Origin of the sequence: Pseudoalteromonas luteoviolacea H33-S (assembly GCF_001625695.1) — a bacterium.
Taxonomy (GTDB): domain Bacteria; phylum Pseudomonadota; class Gammaproteobacteria; order Enterobacterales; family Alteromonadaceae; genus Pseudoalteromonas; species Pseudoalteromonas luteoviolacea_B.
Map to the genome: position 1 here is coordinate 120146 of NZ_AUXY01000072.1, position 22187 is coordinate 142332.

A 22187-nucleotide genomic window follows, 5' to 3' on the forward strand; every position below is an offset into this window, starting at 1 on the left:
GGTTTTTATTCTTAGTCGCTTACCTCGGTTTTAAAATCAACTCCGCTTTGTGCTGATCTATCTCAAACTCAAAATGGCGCAAAAAATTCATCCCTAATAACCCAGGCCCATAATGTGATTGTTCCATCACACCAAATTCGAATGGGGTTTTTTGTTTGGTGCCAATCTGGATACCCGAGCTCTGGTAAAAGGGGACTTCTGTAATGCCGTTAGCAGTGCTGACACGCCTTGAATTGATATAATCAACATCATAGGCGAGCTGTTCAAATTGTGCTGCGGTTAAGGCGGTGACACTCGCACCAGTATCTATCATTAATGCAATATCTTGACCTGCAATTTTAGCATTTAATACATAATGTTCACCGTGGCGTGCGAGTGGAATGCGCTCAACTTGTTGCGTCGCGTAATCAAGTCTAGATTTAAGCTTTGCAATGGCTTGGTGCTGTAACTGCTGAGTACTCAGTTGCGCGAGTAATAGCTCTGCTTCTACGGTATTGTTAAGCGCCAGATGCGCTTCAACGATGGCTGCAACAATAACCATATTGTTGGGCTGTTCACTGAGCCATATCTGGCCTTGGTCAATGATTTCATGCCAATTGCTTTGTGTTTTAAGTTGCTTTAGCTGCTGTGCAATTAATTGCGTGAGAATATCTTGCAGTTGTGTATATTCAGGGTAAAGGTGGAGTAATTTGAGGTATCTATATATGGCTTCGTTGTGCTCATCAAGAGCAAGATAAACATCGGCTTCTAACTGCAAAGCGATAAAGTCGTTGGGCTTTAAAGCTAAAATTCGTTGTACAAATAACAAGATATCAGACCGCTGCTGAGTACTTTGACGATCTAGCCCTTCTCCTAATCGCCTCAGCCAAACATGCACCTGTTGTATGTGCGAGAGTGGATTCGGCGTGTTTTCCCAAAGTGCAATGGCGGTCAATATGTCACCGCGATTAAAGTGTTGTTTGGCTAAAGCTAATGGATTAATTGCTGTTGATACTGCACTGGTTGAAGGCGCGGTCATCGAGGCGTCATTCATGGCCAATATTGTGTGGGGCGCCTTATTATCAGTACGTAAAAGTCTCTTTAAAACAGACTCTGGGCGCTGCCACTCCAAATAGACATTGAGGGATATAGAGCACATCAGTAAAAGTTGAAGTAAATACCGCATAACCATGTGCTCCTTTGAAGTAATTAACTTGTATGCTGACTGAGCACTTTGGCGAGTGCCGTGGCAAAATCACGTTGATGTATAATGCCCATGGTATTCAACCGTGTATCTTGCAGTGCGCAGTTATAGGGTCTTGCTGCCGTTTGTGAAGGCTCAGGCAGTGCTTCTAACCCGTTCGTATCAATATCTAATACCTTGGCGATATGAACGGCCATATCGTATTTGGTCATTGATTGATTTCCTGAGATATGAAAAATCCCGCTGTGCTTATCACGTGTTTGAGCGAGTAAATTGTTCAGAGTCAGGGCAATATCCTCTACATGTGTCGGAAAACGCACCGCCCAGTCGTCATGTGCACTGTTGTGATTTTTCAGTACTTGCTCAGCAATGGCGGTGACCGCTGACTCGGCTAAGTATTCTACATCACCATATAAAACAGGTACTCTTACAATGGTATGTTGTGGGCTCACGGCCAAAACAGCTTGCTCTGCCTGTGCTTTACTTTGGCCATAAAAATTCACGGGCGATCTCTGGGCGTTTTCATTATACGGCGCTGACTGTCCATTAAATACATAATCAGTGCTGATCAGCACAAATTGAATGTCTCGGTCCTTACACTGGCGTGCTAAAAACTCTGCAGCTTGAACGTTTAACGCTATCGTAGCTTGATGATCATTTTCACAAATGTCGGGTTTACGCTCTGCAGCTGCATGCACCAAAACATTAGGCTGATGAGTATCTAAAAATGTGGTTATGGCTGCTTGGTCATGTAAATCAAGTTGCTCGATGGGAGGCTTAGCTCTACTAAACCCTGTGCCAATAACGTTATTTGATTGGGACAGTATTTTAACTAGTGCGCGTCCGAGTAATCCAGTAGCGCCTGTAACGACAATTTTATTCATTGTTTTCTCATCTTTTTTATCACCTGTTTATCTTAACGCTAGCATGGCACGTACAGAAGAGGAAATGCGGTGAAATAAAAGATAAAAGCCAAGAAAGGTAGGATACGGCACGTCATTCTCGTGCCGTATCTGCTTATGAAGTTAAGCGGTAGGTTGCTGCGTTTGGCCTTCCCAAATTTTCGCTCTAAAACTAAATAGCAAAATAAGGATACCGACACCGATACCAAACAAGCTGATCTGTAGGTAAAGGTTTGGAATTTGATCTACTTGCTCTGGGTCAAAGTTACCCGCCAGTAATCCTGAAATGATGTTACCGATAGAGTAAGTCAGTACAAATATCCCCATCATTTGGCCTGCAAAGCGCTTTGGTGATAATTTACTGACCGCACTTAATGCCACAGGGCTTAGGCAAAGCTCGCCGACGGTATGCAGGAAGTAAGTCGTAATAAGCCACATTGGCGCTACTTTTAAGCCTTGTGCCGCGTATTGAGAAGCGAAAAACATCACAATAAATCCTGTTGCCATAATGATCAGACCAATTGCACATTTAAGGCTGTATGAAGGGGTGATCATTCGTTTGGCAAGGTTAATCCAAAGTGCGGCAAAGAAAGGCGATAAAATAATGATGAAGAATGAGTTTGAAGATTGGAACCAGGCAGTTGGGACGGTAAAGCCAGCGATCACTCGGTCAGTATAATCTTGTGCAAATAGGTTTAAAGAGGAACCAGCTTGCTCGAAGCCGGACCAAAAACACGCTGATGCCACACAGACTAAAAACAGTGCCCATAGCTTTTTCTTTTCACCCTCATCAAGGTCGCCCGCAAAATAAATATAGCCATAATAGCCAAGGAAAATCACAGTAAAGGCAACAGCAACATATTGTGCAAGCGTAACAGGTTCGATGACGATCACACCGGCATAAGTCAGTGCGACAATCGCGGCGGTTGCTGCTAGAACAGCGCCGATTGCAAGCCACGCATTTTTACTGCCAGCGGGCGATAATGGGTGACTTGGTTTGTCACCGACACCTTCAATGTTGCCAAGCGTCATGCGATACTGAACAAGACCGATTGCCATACCCACGGCCGCCGCGCCAAAGGCCCAGTGCCAACCGACATTTTCCATAAAGTAACCACACACCATGTAGCCAATTACCGAGCCGATATTAATGCCCATGTAGTAAATGGCGTAGCCACTGTCGCGGCGCACATCTTCACTGCTGTATAGTTGGCCGACCATGGCACTGATATTGGGCTTTAATAAGCCTGTACCCATGGCCACTAAAATGAGGCCGATGAAAAACGTACTTTGGGCTGGAATAGCGAGCACGATATGCCCGAGCATGATGATAATACCGCCATACCACACGGTTCGTTGACCACCAAGCAGGCGGTCAGCTATCCAACCGCCGGGTAGGCCGAGGAAATACACTGCGCCTGTGTACAAACCATAAATCGCGGTTGCTGTGGCAACGGTGAAGGCAAGACCTTCTTCTTGTAGGCTTGCGGTCATAAATAAGACCAGCAAGGCACGCATGCCGTAGTAGCTCATACGCTCCCACATTTCAGTGAAAAATAGGGTTGAGAGGCCTTGTGGATGACCGAAAAAACCCGTGTCTAACTTGTTGTCCGGTGACTCAGCAGAAGCTGCTTCGTGAGATGACATAATGACTTCCGATTCTGTGTTTTTATATTTGAAAGCCAATATTAGTACGTTATCTATACTGTGAATGCAAATTTAGCAGACTAATCGCGAATTGACAGTGCCCAAATAAAGGTACCTTTTGGTTAAGTAATCGTTATTTGAGCACATTAGTTGATGCTTAACACAGCGCTTGAAGCTGGTGGATATCTGAAATTTCAATATCCGCAAGGCCCTTGTAGCCATAGGGGGTATCTTGATTATTTAACCATACGCTTTGACAGCCAGCATGGTTCGCGCCCTGTACATCGGTATCTAAACTATCGCCAATATGTAAGATATGTGCAGGCACTATGTCTAAATCACGGCAGGCGCGCTGAAAAAGGGCATCACTTGGTTTTGCTTCACCATCTGGCCCTGCTAAGTATACCTTTTTAAATACGCCAGCTAAGTTAAATTTGTCGACCTCGACATTACCATTGGTGATGGCAATTAAAGTGTATTTTTGGGCTAAGTTATCTAACAGAGTCAGTACAGAATCAGCAACCGTGATCTGACTTCGGGCGTCAGCAAATGCCTGATAGGCACCATGCGTATGTCGTGTGATCTCTTCCGCTGTTAAGTTTAATTGTGACAAACCATAAGCAAGTGCAACTTTTCTCCATTGTGTGACATCGCTTTGTAAGTGCGGTTGTGTTTCACCAATATGGTGTCTGCACTCAAGCCAGTAGTCACCGCCTTTGGCTGCCCATTCAGGGATGGCTTGCAGATAACTGTGCATGGCTTTGATTGCACCGAGAATAATAGGGTGGTTATTGTAAAGTGTGTCGTCTAGGTCAAAGCTTAAGACTTTAATAGGTGTGATGGCTCGATTGAATCGCATAGTGCACGGTTAAGTTGGACAACAATGTTTTTATTGTAAGCGAAAAGCTGTGCCTGAGTGAACCCAATCACATATCGCTTGGCTAAGGCTTTTTTTGCTTGGCTCTTGGGTGGGCTTGATCGTACACCTTGGCAAGATGCTGAAAATCGACATGCGTATACACTTGCGTGGCCGACAAGCTACTGTGCCCGAGCATTTCCTGGATACCGCGCAGGTCACCACTGGACTCTAATAAATGGCTAGCAAAGGAGTGGCGTAACTTATGCGGGTGCACGTTGGCACTGATCCCTTGTTTTATGCCCCATTCTTTCATACGTGCGCGCACATGACGGACAGAAATACGAGTTTTGCGACTACTCACAAACAAAGCAAGCTCTTCTTCATGGGCAAACATAGGACGCAGCTTTAACCATGCGCCAATGGCTTCGCGGGCTTTACTGCCGACAGGCACCACACGCTCTTTATTGCCTTTACCCAATACACGGATCTCACCATCACGAATATCGTATAAATTGGTATTTACCAACTCACTAATGCGCAGACCACTTGAATACATGAGCTCCATCATGGCTTTGTCACGAATAGCTAATGCGTCATCATCATCGATATCAAGTAGCTGCATCATTTGATCAACATCGAGGTTCTTTGGCAGTGGTTTTTGAAACTTCGGGCCTTTTTGTGCTGCTGCAGGGTCATGCACACTGTCTGAGTCTGCGTGCTTAGTTTTTAGAAACTTATAGAGACTACGAATACAGCTGAGCTTGAGGTTAATGCTGCGAGGGTTGTATTGTTGTGCGCGTAATTGCATTGAAAAGCGCCGAATTAATTCGCTGCTGACACTCGACCAGCCATGGCAATGGGGGGCGAAAAACTGTGCGGCTAAGGTTAACTGAGTTTGATATTGCGTCAGCGTGTGCGCTGAATATTGCTTTTCATAGCGTAAATAGGCCATGAAGTCGTGAATGGGGGTTTGCCACTGAGCATTGAGCGGTATGTCGCTCATGCGAGCTCCTTGAGCCGTATTTGCAATGAAGAGACCAGCTCATTGACAAACAAATTACCGTTATCAGGTGAAAAGTGGTCTGCACAGTCACTGGCAAAGGCTAAAATTGCGGTGGGCTTATCACTTGGACCAAGTAGGTAAAGGGCAACAGATTGACAGGCAAAGCCACTGAATAGCAATTTTTGCTCTTCTAAATCTAGCCGCCCCAAATAGCGAGATAACTTGTTAAAACGTCTACTCACCAGCTCTTCTAACGTGGTGTCATAGGGGATCAACTGACACACGGAAATTTTCGGCGATTGCGATAAGGTATCAGCGAGGATATCCGCCAACTCTTGAAAGTTCTTGCAGTACCATAGAGCACGTTGGCAATCACTAAACAATTTGAAAATGAGTTCATTTTCTCTTGCTGAGTCGATCATGGTGCTAATTTGTTTTTTGAGCTTGGTATTTTCCTCGCGAAGTAAGCGCTGTTGCATCAAGGCGAGGTTTGGCGCACCTTGGTGCTGAACATGCAAATTCATGTCTAACAGTAAATATGGGTGCTCAAGCAAAAAGTCCGGATTTTGCTGTAAAAATGTCATCACATCTTGGGCTGACAAATTTGTTGGGTTATTGCTCATATTGCTACCTGTCCATCAAAAACATGTTCCGCAGGGCCTGTCATTTTGACGGGCTTATTACCGCCACTCCAGCGCACTTGTAACGTGCCACCAGGTAAGTCAACACGTACCGTATCGGCTAACTTGCCTTGTGCAATGCCAACAGCCACTGCGCCACATGCACCGCTGCCGCATGCTAAAGTCTCTTGTGCACCACGCTCCCATACTCGAAGCTTGATATGCTCTCGGTTAATGATTTGCATAAAGCCGACATTAGTCCGTTTTGGAAAGCGATCATGGTGCTCTATCAGCGGTCCTAAAGTATCGACATCAGCGTTATTTATATCATCAACTTCGATAATACAGTGTGGGTTACCCATGGAGACTGCGCCACAAAAAATGGTGTGCTCATTGGCTCTTAGTACGTAAGTGAGCTCACTTTGTTGTGCTTTGAATGGAATATCTTGTGGCGCGAATTGCGGTGTCCCCATATTGACGGTGACCTGACCATCTTTTTCTGTATATAAGGTAATGTCTCCACCCTTAGTGGAGACACTGACCTTATGTTTGTTGGTGAGACCTTTCATTCTAATAAAGCGGGCAAAACAGCGCGCACCGTTGCCACATTGCTCGACTTCTGTGCCATCGGCATTAAAAATACGATAATGGAAATCTAAATCTGGGGAATAAGGCGGCTCGACCAGCAATAATTGATCGAAGCCAATGCCAAAATGTCTATCTGCGAGCTTTTTAATTTGATCGCGCGACAAAAAAACGTTTTGCGTGACGTTATCAATCACCACAAAATCGTTTCCTAAGCCATGCATTTTTGAAAAATTTACAAACATATTACCTAACTATTTAGCCGCTGAGTGCGATACAGGATCGCTGTTATTATTCTGAAAGTAATGCTTCGCCTTGCCAGAGCGACTCCAGAGACTCTCTTGCACGCACCACTTGCGTGCGCTCCCCATCGACCATAATTTCTGCCACTCTGGGGCGTGAGTTGTAATTTGAGCTCATAGTAAAACCATAAGCACCGGCGCTGCGCTGAGCAAGTAAATCTCCCGGTAAAATAGCTAATCTTCTATCTTTACCAATGAAGTCACCGGTTTCACACACAGGGCCTACGACATCATAGAGATGCTCTGGTGTGCCATCATTTCTTGGACTCACGGCAATGATTTCTTGCCACGCTTGGTATAGAGATGGACGCAACATGTCGTTCATACCAGCGTCAACAATTGCAAAGTGCTTGTCGGCTGTTGGCTTTAAATACTCAACTTTAGTCACCAGAAGGCCTGCATTGGCTGCAATGGCACGGCCTGGTTCAAAAATCAGTTCCAGCTCACTGTACGACGCTAATCGCGCGATGACTTGTGCGGCGTAAGCACTTGGGTGAGGTGGCTTTTCACCATCATAAGGAACACCGAGTCCACCGCCAATATCTAAGTGGTGGAGTGTGATCCCCGCAGACTTTAAGGTATCAACCAAGTCTAATACTTTATCTAATGCTGCTAAAAACGGCTCTACTTCGGTGAGTTGGGAGCCGATATGAAAATCTACCCCAACGACCTTGATCCCCGGTAAAGCACACGCCAATTGATAGACGTCAAATGCTTGTTTGATATCAATACCAAACTTATTCTCTTTCAATCCGGTAGAGATATACGGATGGGTTTTGGCATCGATATCTGGGTTAACACGAATAGAGACTGGCGCTTGCACTTGCATTTGCGAGGCAATATCTGAGATGCGCTCAAGTTCAGCTTGAGACTCGACATTAAAACACTTAATTCCTTGCTCAAGGGCAAAGGTAATTTCTTGAGGTGTTTTTGCTACCCCAGAAAACACCACTTTTTTAGCATCACCGCCTGCCTTTAATACACGCGCTAATTCCCCTTGGGAGACAATGTCAAAGCCTGCGCCCATCTTTGCCAGTACATTGAGCACCGCAAGATTACTATTTGCTTTGACTGCATAACATACGAGATGTTTATGATTTGCTGCGGCATCTGTGAATGCGCGATAGTGACGCTCTAAAGTTTTGCGTGAATAGACGTAGCACGGCGTACCATATTGCGCGGCAATATCTTTAACGGCAACCTGCTCTGCGTACAGTTCGTTATCTTGATATTGGAAAAAGTCCATTTACTTATCCTTTTCGTCAGCGTTGTTGTTTTCCTGCGGTGTTTGTTGTGTGGTTGAGCCACGGTTTTTATCTGCGTCTTCAGGTAAATACAGTGGACCACGTTGCCCGCAAGCTGTTAACGTTAAGATGCTAGTCAATGCTAGGGCAAGTAAGCTAAATTGAGTGTATGTCGCTTTCATTAGATTAATGATGTCAGTGCCTTTATAATCGCAGAGTAACAGAATTCGCGAAAAAAGCAGCTTTTGCGGTTGAAATTTATTCCCTGTATCGGGAAAGCTGGCTGTCGCTTAGCCGTATTTAAGGAGTTAGTCATGACAGATAACGAGTATCATCAGTTAGCCGAAGCGTTAATGTTAACAATTGAAGAGCAGATCGACGATTGTGATGCTGATTTAGATTATGAATCTGCTTCCGGTATTTTAGAAATCATCTTTGCTGATAGCTCTAAGATCATCATCAATAAACAAGCACCACTGCATCAAGTTTGGGTAGCAACTAAGTTTAATGGCCATCACTTTGAATTACGTGATGATAAATGGATAGATAACCGCTCAGGCGCCGAGTTTTGGCAATTTATGGCCGACGCTGCAACACGCCAAGCGGGTCAAAAAATAGAGTGGCAACACGACTGATGTTAGAATTTGTAGAATACGCTGCCAAAGCGCAGCACAAGGCAACGGTGATCTGGTTACATGGGTTAGGCGATTCAGGCAATGGCTTTTTACCGATAGCGCCAGAGTTAGATTTACCTGATTCACTGGGTATACGGTTTGTTTTTCCTCATGCACCAATACAGCCAGTGACAGTAAACGGCGGCATGGAAATGCGTGCTTGGTATGACATCAAAAGCATGGATCTTGAAAATCGTGCAGATGAAACGGGTGTTCGAGAGTCTGCTGCAGCGGTTACACAGTTAATAGAGCAAGAAATTGCAGCAGGGATCCCTGCGGATAAAATTATTCTTGCAGGTTTCTCACAAGGCGGCGTGATAAGTTTACATTTGGCGCCTCGCTTATCGCATACTCTTGCAGGTGTAATGGCATTGTCTACGTACATGTGCGCACCGCAAAAGCTCAGTGCAGAGGCGACACAAGCTGCGCTGAATATTTTTATGGCGCATGGCAGTCACGACCCAGTGGTACCGATGCAAGCTGGGCGTACTGCATACGATGCCCTTGTAAATCAAGGCTACGAAGTTAGCTGGCAGGATTATCCGATGGAGCACCAAGTGTGCATCGAAGAGCTTAAAGCGATCCGAGCGTGGCTAATCTCACGCTTGTCATAGTGAATAGGACATACATATGACTCAACGAATAGTGATCAAAACAAAAATGACAGGGGCTGATCCACAGCCTCGCCGTGTTGAAACCGTCGGTTATCAATATCATTGGCGGCGTATTGTTACTGCGGTATGTGTGGCAAGTTTTGGTGTGACTGCGTTGTCATATGGTGTGTTTACCTCCGTTTATGCAGATGAAGCCGAGCCACAAATCGCGATGTCAGTGAGCGCAGCCCCTGTACCAGCTGATGAATTGATCATTCCTCAGCCTAGCGTGTCAGACGTTGAGGTGCGTGAAGTGGCTCAAATGCCTACGGTTGTTGATGAACCTGAAGTAGTAGTGAGCGCTGAGCCAGTTACAGCTCAAATTACGACAGAACCTGCTCCTGAAGAGCTTCCAGTCGAGCTCGAAAAACCACAACAGACGCCTGTTGAGACCGTGACTGAGCCACCTCAAAATAATGTTCAAACGCAATTTGCGGCAGATGCGCAAGTGGCGAGCGTCGCCTTGAATGCTAAGGTAGACACCAGCCATATTAGCCGTGCGGTGTTGACGTCAGGTATCGAAAATCGCGAGCCAATTAACGTATTAAAACACCTAGTTGAACCGAATAGATTCCAAGAAAAGTTATTTTTCTTTACTGAGATCAAAGGGCTTCAAGGCGAAGTGGTGCAACATTTGTGGTTTCATCAAGACCAATTGATGGCGGACATTACGTTGCCAGTCAGCACGCCGAGATACCGAACGTATTCGAGCAAAAATATTATGCCGAGCCAAACGGGAGAGTGGCGCGTTGAAGTGATCACCCAAGGTGGGCAACTGTTGGCACAAAAATCATTTCGAATTTTAGCGAAGGCTCCATAGGAGCCGACAAGGCAAAACATGACAGATACAAAAAATACTGTGCGCATTGCAACACGTAAAAGCGCATTAGCACTTTGGCAAGCAGAATACGTTAAAGCGCGATTAGAACACTTTCATCCCACACTGACGGTGGAGTTAGTGCCTATGTCGACCAAAGGCGACAAAATCTTGGATACGCCTTTGGCTAAAATTGGTGGTAAAGGTCTGTTTGTTAAAGAGCTAGAACAAGCCATGTTAGAAGGGCGTGCTGATATTGCCGTGCACTCAATGAAAGATGTGCCAGTGGACTTTCCTGACGGGTTAGAACTGCACACCATTTGTGAACGAGAAGATCCGCGTGATGCGTTCGTGTCTAATCAATACCAGCACATCAGTGAATTGCCAGCAGGTGCCGTGGTGGGCACCTCCAGTTTACGTCGTCAATGTCAGATCCGAGAAGCGCGCCCTGATTTAGTGATTAGGGATTTGCGTGGCAATGTAAATACCCGCTTGGCTAAATTAGATGCTGGTGAGTATGACGCAATTATATTGGCCGCTGCGGGCCTGATCCGCTTGGAAATGCCAGAGCGTATCGCAAGTTTTGTGTCTGTTGAAGAGTCACTTCCGGCTAATGGACAAGGTGCCGTTGGCATTGAATGTCGCAGCGATGATACGCGCATCCAAGCGTTGTTAGCGCCTTTAGAGCACGCAGCAACGAGAGCGCGTGTCCTGGCAGAAAGAGCGATGAACCGACGCTTAGAAGGGGGCTGTCAGGTACCTATCGGTGCGTATGCTGAGCTGCAACAAGACCAGTTATATTTGCGTGGCTTAGTGGGCGCCGTGGATGGAAGTCAGATCCTTCGTGCAGAGCTCACCGGAGATATTGCCAATGCAGAAGCATTGGGTACTGAGCTGGCAGAAGCGCTGTTAGCCCAAGGTGCGGACAGTATTTTAGCGGAAGTTTATAGAGACGCTTAATGTGAAATTTGCCATCACTCGGCCGCAAGGAAAAGGAGACGCGCTTGCCACTGAGTTGGCTAAGTTAAATGTATCAGCACTGTGCACACCAGTGCTGACGCTCAATGCGGTTCAAGCATCCCCCCAACAATTACTCAGCGCGTGCGACGCCGATATACTCATTTTTATCTCGCAAGATGCGGTAATGAATTTTGCGCAGCAAATACAAGCAGATGGTTTGTCTGTGCCTTCTACTTGCCAAATTTTTGCCGTGGGCACACAGACCGCAGATGCGGTGAAATCGCATTTATCACGCCATGCCACAGTACCCGAGCGTCACGACTCGGAAGGGTTGGTCGCGCTAACCGCACTTCAGTCGGTGCAAGATTTACAGGTTGTGATAGTGAAAGGGCGCGGTGGTCGTACACATATTGCAAAAGCACTTAAGTCGCGCGGGGCGAGGCTAAGTACCTGTAATGTATATGAACGAATAGCAGCGCAAAGTCACGCTGATGACTGGTTAGACCTCTGGCAGGAAGCTAAAATTGACGGTATAGTGATCACCAGTAACGCAGCGGTTGATGCGATTTTTAATGCACAACAAGCGGCCAATCAAGCTTGGCTGCAAACCCGTATGTTTGTTGTTGTCAGTGAGCGGACAGCGCAACATCTTAAAATACAGTATAAAATAACCAATACACAGATCGTGGTGAGCCAAGGCGCCAGTACAGAGGCGTTAACACAAACGATAGGTGATTTAAATTCCCAACAGGGCAGCGCAATGACGGAAAAACAGCAAGAAACGTCGGCTTCAATCCCATCGAATGAGCCGCAGCAGGTGGAAACCTATGCAAAAAATGATACGGCCAAATTGAGCAAAACAGCGGTACTGGCGTTGTTGGTCGCTTTGACTGGGGTGGGTGCGGCAGGCGGTGTCTATGTTTATCATCAACAGCAAGTAAGCCAACAAAGTGGTCAAATAGCGCAGCTGACAGCGCAAAATGGGCAACTACAGTCACAAGTAAATACCACCCAAGCAGCATTAAGCGATTTACAAAAACAGTGGCAAGCTCAGCAAAAAACCATGGCTGCACAGCTACAGCAGCAGCAACAACAAGTGCAACAGACATTACAACAAACCCTGTCACAAGCGCGCCAACAAGTGGGTGGCGCGGTGAGCTCTGAGCTGCGTGCACTGGCGCGTTATGCCGAGTTTAAAGCGGCCAGTGAGCGTGACTATCTAGGGGCGGTGATTGTACTCAAGCGTTTGAATGAAGCGCTGTCGGAAGAGTTGGCGACAGATCCCCTCAAATTGGCTATTAACCAAGACATTGCGATGTTACGTGCCTTACCAAAACCCAGCACAGAAGCGGTGTATATGGAATTAGCGGGACTCATCGCGCAGGTTGATAAGCTGCCCTTGAAGACCATTGATAAACCCAAAGATCGCGCCGTTGAAAGTGCTGAACTCAGTCGCGACATCAGTGACTGGCAGGCTAATCTTGTTCGCAGCTGGAACAAGATAAAAGCAGATTTTTTGACAATTCGACAGCATGATAAACCTGTCATTGACCCATTGTTAGATGCGCAAGAACAGCAATTAATACGTGCACAGCTGCGGAGCTATTTACAACAGGCGCAAACGGCATTCTTAGATAACCAAGCCAGTATTTTTGACCAAGCTTTATCTGGGGCTCAGGTGACTTTAACCAGTTACTATCGCACTGATGAGTCTGCAAGCAACACGGTTTTGGAGCAGATACAAATGTTACAACGCACGGAGCATCCAGTTGTTAAAGCACCTCAGCTGGCGACTCCGAAGGCATTGAAGGAGTGGTTGCAATGATACGCTGGTTATTTGTAGTCATATTATTTTTCGTCGTGATGGCAGGTGCCCATGTGCTGATCGATGAAAAAGGCTATGTCTTGGTATCAGCGGGCGTGTATACCATAGAAAGTACGCTGGTTTCATTAGTATTCATGCTGTGTTTGGCGCTCGCTATTGGCGCAATAGTATTAAAGATAGGCAAAGCCATATGGCGTGTGATTGCTGGTGTTTCTAAGCGTCGCAGCAAAAAACGCATTGCGCGCCAAGAAGCTGCATTTGAGCAAAGTGTTTGGGCACTGATCAATGGTCAAGACGAGAGTTTAAGCTATGCGCTGCAAAAGGCTGAGTTTCCCGAAAAGTGGCGCGATCAGCAATGTGCAATTCAAGCTAAAGCTGCGCTTCATGCAGGGCAAAAAGTGGTTGCCAGAGAGTATTTACAGCAACTCAGTGAACCCGCACAAAGCAAGGTCAGTCAGCTTTGGCTAGCAGCTGAGCAAGAGGGTCAAGCGTTAGAAACTTTAGCCCCGCAAGCGCAAATGAAAAAAGCCTCGCCGACGCAATTACATGCCTATATCAGTGCGCTATTACAAGCGAGAGATTGGGATACCTTACAGTCGACAATTATGCAGCGTCACAAGCAGTTACACTGGAGCGAATCGCAGTGGGATAGTTTCTTTCATGATTATTTTTCTGCCATTGCGCAGCACACAGATAAAGATCTTCAAGCATTGCAAAGCGCATTGCCTCGGGGGCTCAGAGCGCTCAGTCACGCAGCCTTTGTCACTGTGTGCGTGCGCGCCGGTCAATTAGCACCAGTTCGTAAAGAGTTGATAAAGCTTTTGAAAAAAGACCAAGTGAGCGAGCTTGCCGAGATTTTACAGCACCTAGAGGGGGCGGATATCGAGTTGCGCAAATTGGTACAAAGTAAATTGAAAAAACAGCCAGAGCAAAGCGAATTACTGTTTTGCTTGGCATGTTTGGCCAATGGTGAAGGAGATCACAGCCTGGCTGCGAAAATTTTCGACACGTTATCGAATGAGCCGTGGCAAGCACTCTGGCAGCATCAAGCACAGAGGGCATTTGCTAAAACAGGGCAATATGAAAAGGCCTATTTGCTGTTGAGTGACCAGCATAATTAACGAAAAGCCAGCGACAACGCTGGCTTTTTTGTATTTTATTACGTATCAGCATTTTGGCAGTCTAATGTCAGAGGTCTGTTTAGTTTGTTTTTGCGGATAATTGTCCTTGTATCTAAACTTAAGATGCGTATGATCTGAAAAATTTTATCTGCAAACCGAGTGCCTTATGATCAATACCAAACTACCTTTACTTGATTTACACCGCCACTTAGACGGTAATGTGCGTGCTGAAACAATTTTAGACCTCGGTCAAAAATTTAACATGCCGCTGCCAGCACACGATGTTGAGGGCCTGAGGCCGCATGTGCAAGTACTCGATAATGCGCCAAACTTGATGGCATTTTTAGCCAAGCTAGATTGGGGTGTGAAGGTACTGGGTGATTATGATGCATGTCGTCGTATTGCAGTTGAAAATGTTGAAGATGCTATCGCGCAAAATATGGATTACACAGAACTGCGCTTCAGCCCATATTACATGGCAAAAACACATAATTTGCATCCGCAAGGTGTGGTAGAAGCGGTTGTTGATGGTATAAAGTCAGCCAGTGCCGAGCGTGATATTAAAGTGAATTTAATCGGTATTATGTCACGTACTTTTGGTGTCGAAAAATGCCAGTACGAGCTAGATGCACTGTTGGCATTTAAAAATGACTTAGTTGCGATTGATTTGGCGGGTGACGAAATCGGTTTCCCTGGCGAGCTATTCATTGATCACTTTAAGCAAGTGCGCGATGCGTACCTTGGTTCGACTATTCATGCTGGTGAAGCTAAAGGCGCAAGCAGTATTTGGCAGGCCATTCAAGAGCTCGGTGCAACACGTATCGGACACGGTGTAAAGGCCATTGAAGACCCTAAGCTAATGGACTATTTACGTGATAACCGCATTGGTATTGAGTCTTGCATAACCAGCAACTTACAAACTAGCACAGTTGCAAGCATTGAAACACACCCACTCAAGCAGTTCTTAGATCATGGTATTTTGGCGACTATCAATACCGATGACCCGGCTGTGCAAGGGGTAGAGCTTGATAATGAGTTTGAAAAAGCCGCGCCGTTAGCTGGCTTGAGCGAGTCGGACATCATAAAAGCACAACACAATGCCATCGAAATTGCATTTTTGAGTGATGCGGATAAGCAAGCGCTTTTGAACAAATACGCTTAATCCACTAAGCTGCTCAGTGCGCTGAGCAGCTTAAATAATTGTCTTTCAATGCCGCGATGACCTGACTGCGTGTCACAATGGCAATCACTTTTTCATCTTCCAGTACTGGGTAAATCTTGGGTTTGTTTTGCTGCATTTGAGTGGCTAAATCTACCACTGTGGCTGTCTTGGTAACTGACAGCGTCTCTTTACTCATTAATTCGGCAACTTGATTGCTTCCATCACAGAAATAACTACTTTGAAGAAGCGGGGCAAGTAATTGCTGCTCAGAGATAAAGCCGACAAGGTGGCCTTCACTGTCTTGCACTGGGGCACCAAATAAACCAAATTGCTGTAATTGCGTAATCGCATCAGTAATGTCAGTGTCGGGTGTGATTTTTGGAAATTGTACCGACATAATGTCTGAGATAAATTGTTTTGCCATGATAGCTCTCCTGTTAAGTGATAGAGCTAGTATGGATGAAGGATAATCATTTTTAAAATTGATTATTTATATTGTATTGATAGGTTTTATAGATTGAATGCGCGGTTTGGCAACCGCGCATAGCGTGCATTATTTGATAAATGCAAATGCATCCGCGAACATAAAGTCGCGCTGTGCACCGTGATTGATAAAGTCATCACGTACAATACCAATCATGTCGAAACGGCCAGCCATATAAACACTGTATGGTTCTAATGATACGATGTCTTTCATCACGGCTTGATGTACATAGCCAGTATGACCTGTCCAATTGTCAGATGCATTTTCAACAACTGGGATGAATTGGAAATTCGCTTGGCTGTTAGCCCACGCTTCCATTTCTGCTTTTGCATACAGTGCTGATTCTTCTTTCACACCCCAGTAGAACAACACAGGTTGGTCATAGTTAATTTCAGCTAGGTAGTCAGCCATCGATTTAACGTAAGAAAAACCAGTGCCGCCTGCTAGCAATACTAAAGGTCTTGATTGCTCAGGACGAACTTGAGAAACACCCAATCCGACTTCTAAATCCACTTCAACATCGTTGCTATGCGCTTCTCTTAGGTGATCAAGCGCTTGCATCGCGTATGAATCGGCACCAGATGCACCAATATGCAGTTCAAGTTCTTGCTTTCTTGACGGGCTGCTGGCAATGGAGAAAGCTCGTTTATCTTTCTCGCCAAGTACGAGTTGTAAATAGTGTCCCGCAGAAAACTCTGCATCATGTTGTGGCTTTAAGAGCACTTTATGAACAAATTCAGTGAGAGGAGAAATGGCCTCTACACGCGCTTTTAGTATTTGCATTTCAAACCTTAATAATTAAGCACTTTGGCGAAAGTATGCGCACTGTAACATATTTGGTTGCAGTTTTGATATATCGTCCGCTGTGATTGTTTCCCCAATTTGTAAACAATCACAGCCAACTTAGGCACATAGCGGTGTGCGGTTACGGCTTATCCATAATGCCAAGACTATCCCAGATCTCATCTACTTTTTGCTTGACCTCATCATCCATCACGATGGGCACGCCCCATTCACGGTCCGTTTCTCCTGGCCATTTATTGGTTGCATCCATGCCCATTTTTGACCCAAGTCCAGATACTGGCGAGGCAAAATCGAGATAATCGATAGGGGTGCTCTCGATCATGGTGGTGTCTCTGGCTGGATCCATACGTGTGGTGATCGCCCAGATAACATCATTCCAATCGCGTGCATTGACATCATCATCACAGACAATGACAAACTTTGTGTACATAAATTGACGTAAGAAAGACCAGACGCCCATCATCACGCGCTTTGCATGACCTGGATATTGCTTTTTCATTGTCACCACGGCCATGCGATATGAACAGCCTTCTGGTGGCAGATAAAAGTCGACAATTTCAGGAAATTGCTTTTGTAGAATAGGCACGAATACTTCGTTTAATGCCACGCCTAAAATCGCGGGCTCATCAGGTGGACGGCCTGTGTAAGTGCTGTGATAAATTGGGTTTTCACGGTGTGTAATATGCGTGACTGTCATGACTGGGAAGTCATCGACTTCATTATAGTAGCCAGTGTGATCACCGTATGGGCCTTCAGGTGCGGTTTCACCTTGCTCAATGTAGCCTTCTAATACGATTTCTGCGCTGGCAGGAACTTGCAAATCATTTGAAACAGACTTAACCACTTCCGTTTTGCTGCCTCTAAGTAGGCCTGCAAATGCGTATTCGCTGAGCGTATCTGGTACGGGCGTTACTGCACCAAGAATGGTGGCAGGATCTGCACCGAGCGCGACCGACACAGGGTAAGGCTCACCAGGGTGCTCTTTACACCACTCTTGAAAATCCAGTGCACCACCGCGGTGGGATAACCAACGCATGATGATCTTGTTTTTACCCAGTAATTGCTGGCGATAAATACCTAAGTTTTGGCGCTTTTTGTGTGGGCCCTTTGTGACGGTTAAGCCCCAAGTGATAAGAGGAGCCGCATCACCAGGCCAGCAATGTTGGATTGGTAATTTAGTTAAGTCGACTTGATCGCCGGACAGCACAACTTGTTGGCATGGTGCTTTTCTCACTTCTTTCGCAGGCATGTTAAGCACTTGCTTAAAGACAGGGATCTGGCCAATGGCTTCTTTGATGCCTTTTGGCGGCTCAGGCTCTTTTAAAAATGCCAGTAATTTGCCAACTTCACGCAATTCGTTGACATCAGTTTGTCCCATCCCCATGGCAACGCGCTTCGGGGTACCGAAGAGGTTAGCTAACACAGGGATATCAAACCCTTCTGGGTTTTCAAATAAAATAGCGGGTCCGCCAGCTCGTAAAGTACGGTCGGCGATTTCAGTCATCTCTAACTTAGTTGAAATGGGCTGACTAACGCGCACCAGTTCACCTTGCTTTTCTAGCAGCTCGATAAACTCTCTTAAGTCTTTATATTTCATTTTTGCCTTTTACGCAGTGAGTACGCTTGTTGGTAGATGGAGTATATCAATTCCCCACCCACAGCACATACTCAAACAGTTCAATAGTGGCCAAGTAGACACACAATAGTGTAATTATGTGCATACGCTCGCTGTGAGACAGGAATTATTAAATTGGGTACGAATTAAGTAAGTATTTGGTTTAACACTGTTCATATTTTTGTCTATGTTATGCACTCTAGAGTTTCAATGCCTTGGTCTATAGGCTATATTCTGTGAGAGTCGACGGAGTATTTGGTGGAGGCGGCTTGAAGACAATAACAAAAATAGCGCAGCGAATACTCTTTGCGTTTATCGGGCTGAATGCCACACAGACTCTTTCGCAAACATTGCCAGCACAAGTGTTTGATAATCACAGCGCTGTGATGCTGCTCATTGAGCCAGACAGTGGCAAAATTGTGCGTGCCAATCAAGCTGCTGCAGATTTTTACGGCTATAACAAAGCGCAGCTAGAATCCTTATATATTCAAGAAATTAATCAATTCTCACCGCAACAAGTAGAAAAAGAGCGATTATCTGCGCTCAATGAAGGACGCAATTACTTTATTTTTCAACACCGTTTAGCCAATGGTGAAAACCGCACTGTGTCCGTCTACTCCTCTCCATTTATGGATAAAAATGGCGAGGCTTTGCTGTTTTCGGTGATCCAAGATGTCAGCGCAAGGCGCGAGTTGGAGCATGCACTTTGGCATTATCAAAGCAATCTTGAACAGCAAGTGGCACAGCAAACTCGAGAGATCAAATATGCCAGTACCGTACAAGTTTTTTTGCTCAGCAGTGTGATTGGTATTTTTGTTGGCACGACTGTCATTTTGGGATGGGGCTTCTTACGTTTACGCAGAACGAAAAAGCGCTCTGAATTTCACCGAGCTAGATTGAATGCAATTTTTGATGCCATCGGCGACTATCTTATTTTTACGGACGTCAATGATAAGGTGTTATCAGCCAACCGTGCTGCCTATCAAGATTTAGGTGAATTGGATGACAAAGCGATTGCGGACGTATTGTCGAAATGCGTGTGTTTAGAGCAGCTTCAATTTGAGCCAAAAGAGTGCCAAATCACGACCAACTTCGGTGTGTTAGATGTAGAGATCAGTAAAACCGATGTATTAGATCACAACGGTGGCTTATACGGTCATATCTTCTTATTGCAAAATATCACCCAGCGTCTAGCTGATGAAAAAGAGCAGCGTTTGGCCAGTACGGTCTTTTCGACGACCAGTGAAGGCGTATTAGTCTCTGATAAAGATAACTGTATTCAAATGGTTAATCGCGCTTTTACCGATATTACGGGTTTTACCGGGCCTGAAGTCATGGGGAAAACCCCTGCGATTTTTAACTCAGGGCGCCATGACACCGCCTATTTTACCCAGTTGTATGATGCGCTCAGCACACGCGGCCATTGGGAAGGGGAAATTTGGAATAAACGCAAAAATGGTGAGGTATACCCCAGTTGGTTGCAAGTGTCTGCGGTGTTTGATCAGCACGGTGCGATTGACATGTATGTGGCTTTGTTCAATGACATTACGTCTCGCAAGCGCAATGAGCAGCTCATGTGGCAACAGGCGAATTTTGATAATTTAACCGATTTGGCTAACCGTCATCACTATCATGCGAAATTTGATATTGCATTGGCGCATGCGAAACGCAAGCAAACACGAGTTGCTGTGTGCTTTATCGATTTAGACCGCTTCAAGGCTGTCAACGATACGCTAGGGCACCATATCGGGGATTTACTCCTGATTGAAGCTGCTAATCGGATCAGAGAGTGTACACGAAATTCAGACACTGTGGCGCGTTTAGGGGGGGATGAGTTTGCTTTGCTATTACCTGATATGGATTTGATCAGTGATATGGAAAAGCTTGCTGAGAAAATCTTGAGCGCACTAAGTGCACCTTTTCACCTTGAAGGGCATGAAGCCTATGTGTCTGGCAGTATGGGGATCACCTTTTATCCGGATGATGGCGAAGATCGCAAAGTATTATTGCGTAACGCGGACAGCGCCATGTATAAGGCAAAAGAAAGTGGCCGAAATTGCTATCAGTTTTTCACTACAGCAATGCATGAGCACGCCAAGGCGCGCAGTCAACTTGAGGGTGCACTGCATCGCGCGTTGGCCAATCAAGAATTACGTGTTGTCTATCAACCGATTGTTGGAGGGCACAGGTTAGGTTGCGAAGCCTTACTGCGTTGGCACAATGACGCTTTAGGTGAAGTCTCTCCGGCGGATTTTATTCCTATCAGTGAAGAGCTGGGGTTGATCATCGCAATGGGCGAGTGGGTGCTGTATCAAGCCTGTGCACAAGCGCGTGCATGGTTGACGAAAACCCAGCAACCATTTTTTGTCTCAGTCAATGTATCTAGTGTGCAGTTTAAGCGTCAAAATGTGGTTGCTCTGGTGGCAAAAGTGCTCAAAGACACTGGACTACCGGCTGAAAGCTTGACCTTGGAAATCACAGAAACTGTGCTTGCAGATAATTCAGATGATGTTGAAAAGCAACTTGCGCAATTACGGGCAATGGGGGTTGGACTGGCGATTGATGACTTTGGTACTGGGTATTCCTCACTGGGTTATTTAAAACGTTTTCCACTGTCTAAACTCAAAATTGACCGTGCCTTTATTAAAGATTTACCCGATGATGAAGAAGATAAAACCCTCATCAGTGCCATTGTTTCAATGGCCAGCAAGTTAAAATTAACCGTGATTGCTGAAGGGGTAGAAACGCAAGCTCAACTTGCTTTGTTGCAAGAGCTTGGCTGTGACTATACACAGGGGTACTTCCATGCCAAGCCCTGTAATATCAGTGAGTTTGAAGCGTTTCTAACTCAGTATTATGACACAGAAGCTCACTCACAGATTTGATGCAGGGTACACAGTGAGTCTAGCGCTTCTTTGGCTTTGATATTGCCTTGTGCGTGTGCGCTTTTGAGGAGTTCAAAGCCCCGCTGCAAATCTTGCTCACCCCCTTCTGCTGCGATCAGCATAGTGGCTAAGTTATACATGCCCCACTGATCCTTGTTTTGTGCTGCCAGCTCGAAAAACTCCCGGGCTGCAATGAGGTCACCCCGTTGATAAAAGCCAATCCCCTGATTATTGTCAGCTGAAAAAACTGCGCGCTGATGTTTTGGGAAGTGGGGGATCGCTCGCTGCTTTACGATACCGCCCATGACATAGATGTCGTTTGGACGATAAGCGGCATATATTGCGCCACTTTGGTAGTAAGGCATAATTTGTGTTCTGGAAATATGCCATGGGTCTATTTGAAAGTAGTCATCTAGCATTAAGTTATCGAGCTGAATTGCGCGCTTTGCATCGCGTTTTCGTGAATAGGTATAACGGCCTTGCTTGAGCGTTAATTGCGTGTCACTCACGGCGATGACCTGAGCGATACGATATTGAGGTTGATACACCCTATCACTTTGTATACGGCCAATATCAACCATGATCACATCATCTACTTTAGGTGCTTCTAGCCAAGCATGCTGTATTTGTTGGGCACGCTGATGTTTGATGATCCAATGTGCACAGACGCCAATAATAACAAGTGCGATAAGAATGGCTTTGTATCGACTTAGTAGTTCAGAGATGATGTCGTGAGAACGAAAAATTGCGTGTTTAATCATCGCCAGCTCCGTGGTTGATCATGATTATTATTATTGTAATGCCAAGACAAAGATAACATGCCTTTGTCTTGGCATAAAGCG

Annotated in this window: 21 protein-coding genes; 8 read left to right on the forward strand and 13 right to left on the reverse strand. The window is 45.6% G+C overall.

Annotated elements, in window-relative coordinates:
• Nucleotides 1-19 precede the first annotated feature (19 nt).
• The 9 genes from N477_RS13050 to lptM all read right to left on the reverse strand — a co-directional run bounded on the left by N477_RS13050 (nucleotide 20) and on the right by lptM (nucleotide 8527).
• A complete protein-coding gene (locus N477_RS13050) occupies nucleotides 20-1165 on the reverse strand; it encodes a retropepsin-like aspartic protease family protein (RefSeq protein WP_063360883.1) in 1146 nt (381 codons plus the stop codon).
• Nucleotides 1166-1188: 23 nt separating this feature from the next.
• Entirely contained in the window at nucleotides 1189-2067 is an 879-nt protein-coding gene (locus N477_RS13055; protein WP_063360884.1) for a dTDP-4-dehydrorhamnose reductase family protein, read from the reverse strand.
• Between the two features lie 141 nt (nucleotides 2068-2208).
• Nucleotides 2209-3732, reverse strand: a complete 1524-nt coding sequence (locus N477_RS13060; RefSeq protein ID WP_063360885.1) for a peptide MFS transporter — start codon at nucleotides 3730-3732, stop codon at nucleotides 2209-2211.
• Between the two features lie 157 nt (nucleotides 3733-3889).
• Nucleotides 3890-4591, reverse strand: coding sequence for an HAD-IA family hydrolase (locus tag N477_RS13065; protein WP_063360886.1), 702 nt, complete (start codon nucleotides 4589-4591; stop codon nucleotides 3890-3892).
• 82 nt (nucleotides 4592-4673) lie between these two features.
• A complete protein-coding gene (locus tag N477_RS13070; RefSeq protein WP_063360887.1) occupies nucleotides 4674-5594 on the reverse strand; it encodes a tyrosine recombinase XerC in 921 nt (306 codons plus the stop codon).
• Nucleotides 5591-6217: a DUF484 family protein gene (locus N477_RS13075; protein ID WP_063360888.1), complete on the reverse strand. Its 627-nt coding sequence runs from the start codon at nucleotides 6215-6217 to the stop codon at nucleotides 5591-5593. Before N477_RS13075 ends, N477_RS13070 begins: the two co-directional genes overlap by 4 nt.
• Entirely contained in the window at nucleotides 6214-7044 is an 831-nt protein-coding gene (gene dapF, locus N477_RS13080) for a diaminopimelate epimerase (protein WP_063360889.1), read from the reverse strand. Before dapF ends, N477_RS13075 begins: the two co-directional genes overlap by 4 nt.
• A gap of 46 nt (nucleotides 7045-7090) precedes the next feature.
• The gene (gene lysA / locus N477_RS13085; protein ID WP_063360890.1) at nucleotides 7091-8347 is read right to left on the reverse strand and encodes a diaminopimelate decarboxylase; all 1257 of its coding nucleotides are present in this window, start codon (nucleotides 8345-8347) and stop codon (nucleotides 7091-7093) included.
• On the reverse strand, nucleotides 8348-8527 hold the full coding sequence (lptM, locus tag N477_RS13090) for an LPS translocon maturation chaperone LptM (protein ID WP_063360891.1): 180 nt from the start codon (nucleotides 8525-8527) through the stop codon (nucleotides 8348-8350).
• A gap of 132 nt (nucleotides 8528-8659) precedes the next feature.
• Between lptM and cyaY the strand changes: the two genes are divergently transcribed.
• The 7 genes from cyaY to add all read left to right on the forward strand — a co-directional run bounded on the left by cyaY (nucleotide 8660) and on the right by add (nucleotide 15557).
• Nucleotides 8660-8980, forward strand: a complete 321-nt coding sequence (cyaY, locus tag N477_RS13095) for an iron donor protein CyaY (RefSeq protein WP_063360892.1) — start codon at nucleotides 8660-8662, stop codon at nucleotides 8978-8980.
• Nucleotides 8980-9633, forward strand: coding sequence for an alpha/beta hydrolase (locus N477_RS13100; protein WP_063360893.1), 654 nt, complete (start codon nucleotides 8980-8982; stop codon nucleotides 9631-9633). The genes cyaY and N477_RS13100 overlap by 1 nt, the downstream gene beginning before the upstream one ends.
• A gap of 16 nt (nucleotides 9634-9649) precedes the next feature.
• The gene (locus N477_RS13105) at nucleotides 9650-10492 is read left to right on the forward strand and encodes a DUF2914 domain-containing protein (RefSeq protein ID WP_063360894.1); all 843 of its coding nucleotides are present in this window, start codon (nucleotides 9650-9652) and stop codon (nucleotides 10490-10492) included.
• Between the two features lie 18 nt (nucleotides 10493-10510).
• Nucleotides 10511-11449: a hydroxymethylbilane synthase gene (gene hemC / locus N477_RS13110; protein WP_063360895.1), complete on the forward strand. Its 939-nt coding sequence runs from the start codon at nucleotides 10511-10513 to the stop codon at nucleotides 11447-11449.
• A gap of 1 nt (nucleotide 11450) precedes the next feature.
• A complete protein-coding gene (locus N477_RS13115; protein WP_063360896.1) occupies nucleotides 11451-13274 on the forward strand; it encodes a uroporphyrinogen-III synthase in 1824 nt (607 codons plus the stop codon).
• Nucleotides 13271-14395, forward strand: a complete 1125-nt coding sequence (locus N477_RS13120) for a heme biosynthesis HemY N-terminal domain-containing protein (protein WP_063360897.1) — start codon at nucleotides 13271-13273, stop codon at nucleotides 14393-14395. Before N477_RS13115 ends, N477_RS13120 begins: the two co-directional genes overlap by 4 nt.
• Nucleotides 14396-14561: 166 nt before the next feature.
• The gene (gene add / locus N477_RS13125) at nucleotides 14562-15557 is read left to right on the forward strand and encodes an adenosine deaminase (RefSeq protein ID WP_063360898.1); all 996 of its coding nucleotides are present in this window, start codon (nucleotides 14562-14564) and stop codon (nucleotides 15555-15557) included.
• 13 nt (nucleotides 15558-15570) lie between these two features.
• Here add and N477_RS13130 read toward each other — a convergent pair whose 3' ends face one another.
• The 3 genes from N477_RS13130 to ubiD form a co-directional block, all read right to left on the reverse strand.
• The gene (locus tag N477_RS13130) at nucleotides 15571-15981 is read right to left on the reverse strand and encodes a CBS domain-containing protein (RefSeq protein WP_063360899.1); all 411 of its coding nucleotides are present in this window, start codon (nucleotides 15979-15981) and stop codon (nucleotides 15571-15573) included.
• Between the two features lie 129 nt (nucleotides 15982-16110).
• On the reverse strand, nucleotides 16111-16824 hold the full coding sequence (gene fre / locus N477_RS13135) for an NAD(P)H-flavin reductase (RefSeq protein ID WP_063360900.1): 714 nt from the start codon (nucleotides 16822-16824) through the stop codon (nucleotides 16111-16113).
• 142 nt (nucleotides 16825-16966) lie between these two features.
• On the reverse strand, nucleotides 16967-18442 hold the full coding sequence (ubiD, locus tag N477_RS13140; protein WP_063360901.1) for a 4-hydroxy-3-polyprenylbenzoate decarboxylase: 1476 nt from the start codon (nucleotides 18440-18442) through the stop codon (nucleotides 16967-16969).
• Between the two features lie 287 nt (nucleotides 18443-18729).
• Between ubiD and N477_RS13145 the strand changes: the two genes are divergently transcribed.
• The gene (locus tag N477_RS13145; RefSeq protein ID WP_231098062.1) at nucleotides 18730-21345 is read left to right on the forward strand and encodes a GGDEF and EAL domain-containing protein; all 2616 of its coding nucleotides are present in this window, start codon (nucleotides 18730-18732) and stop codon (nucleotides 21343-21345) included.
• Here N477_RS13145 and N477_RS13150 read toward each other — a convergent pair.
• Nucleotides 21330-22106, reverse strand: a complete 777-nt coding sequence (locus N477_RS13150) for a sel1 repeat family protein (protein ID WP_063360902.1) — start codon at nucleotides 22104-22106, stop codon at nucleotides 21330-21332. The two genes, N477_RS13145 and N477_RS13150, sit on opposite strands and share 16 nt — an antisense overlap.
• Between the last annotated feature and the right edge of the window lie 81 nt (nucleotides 22107-22187).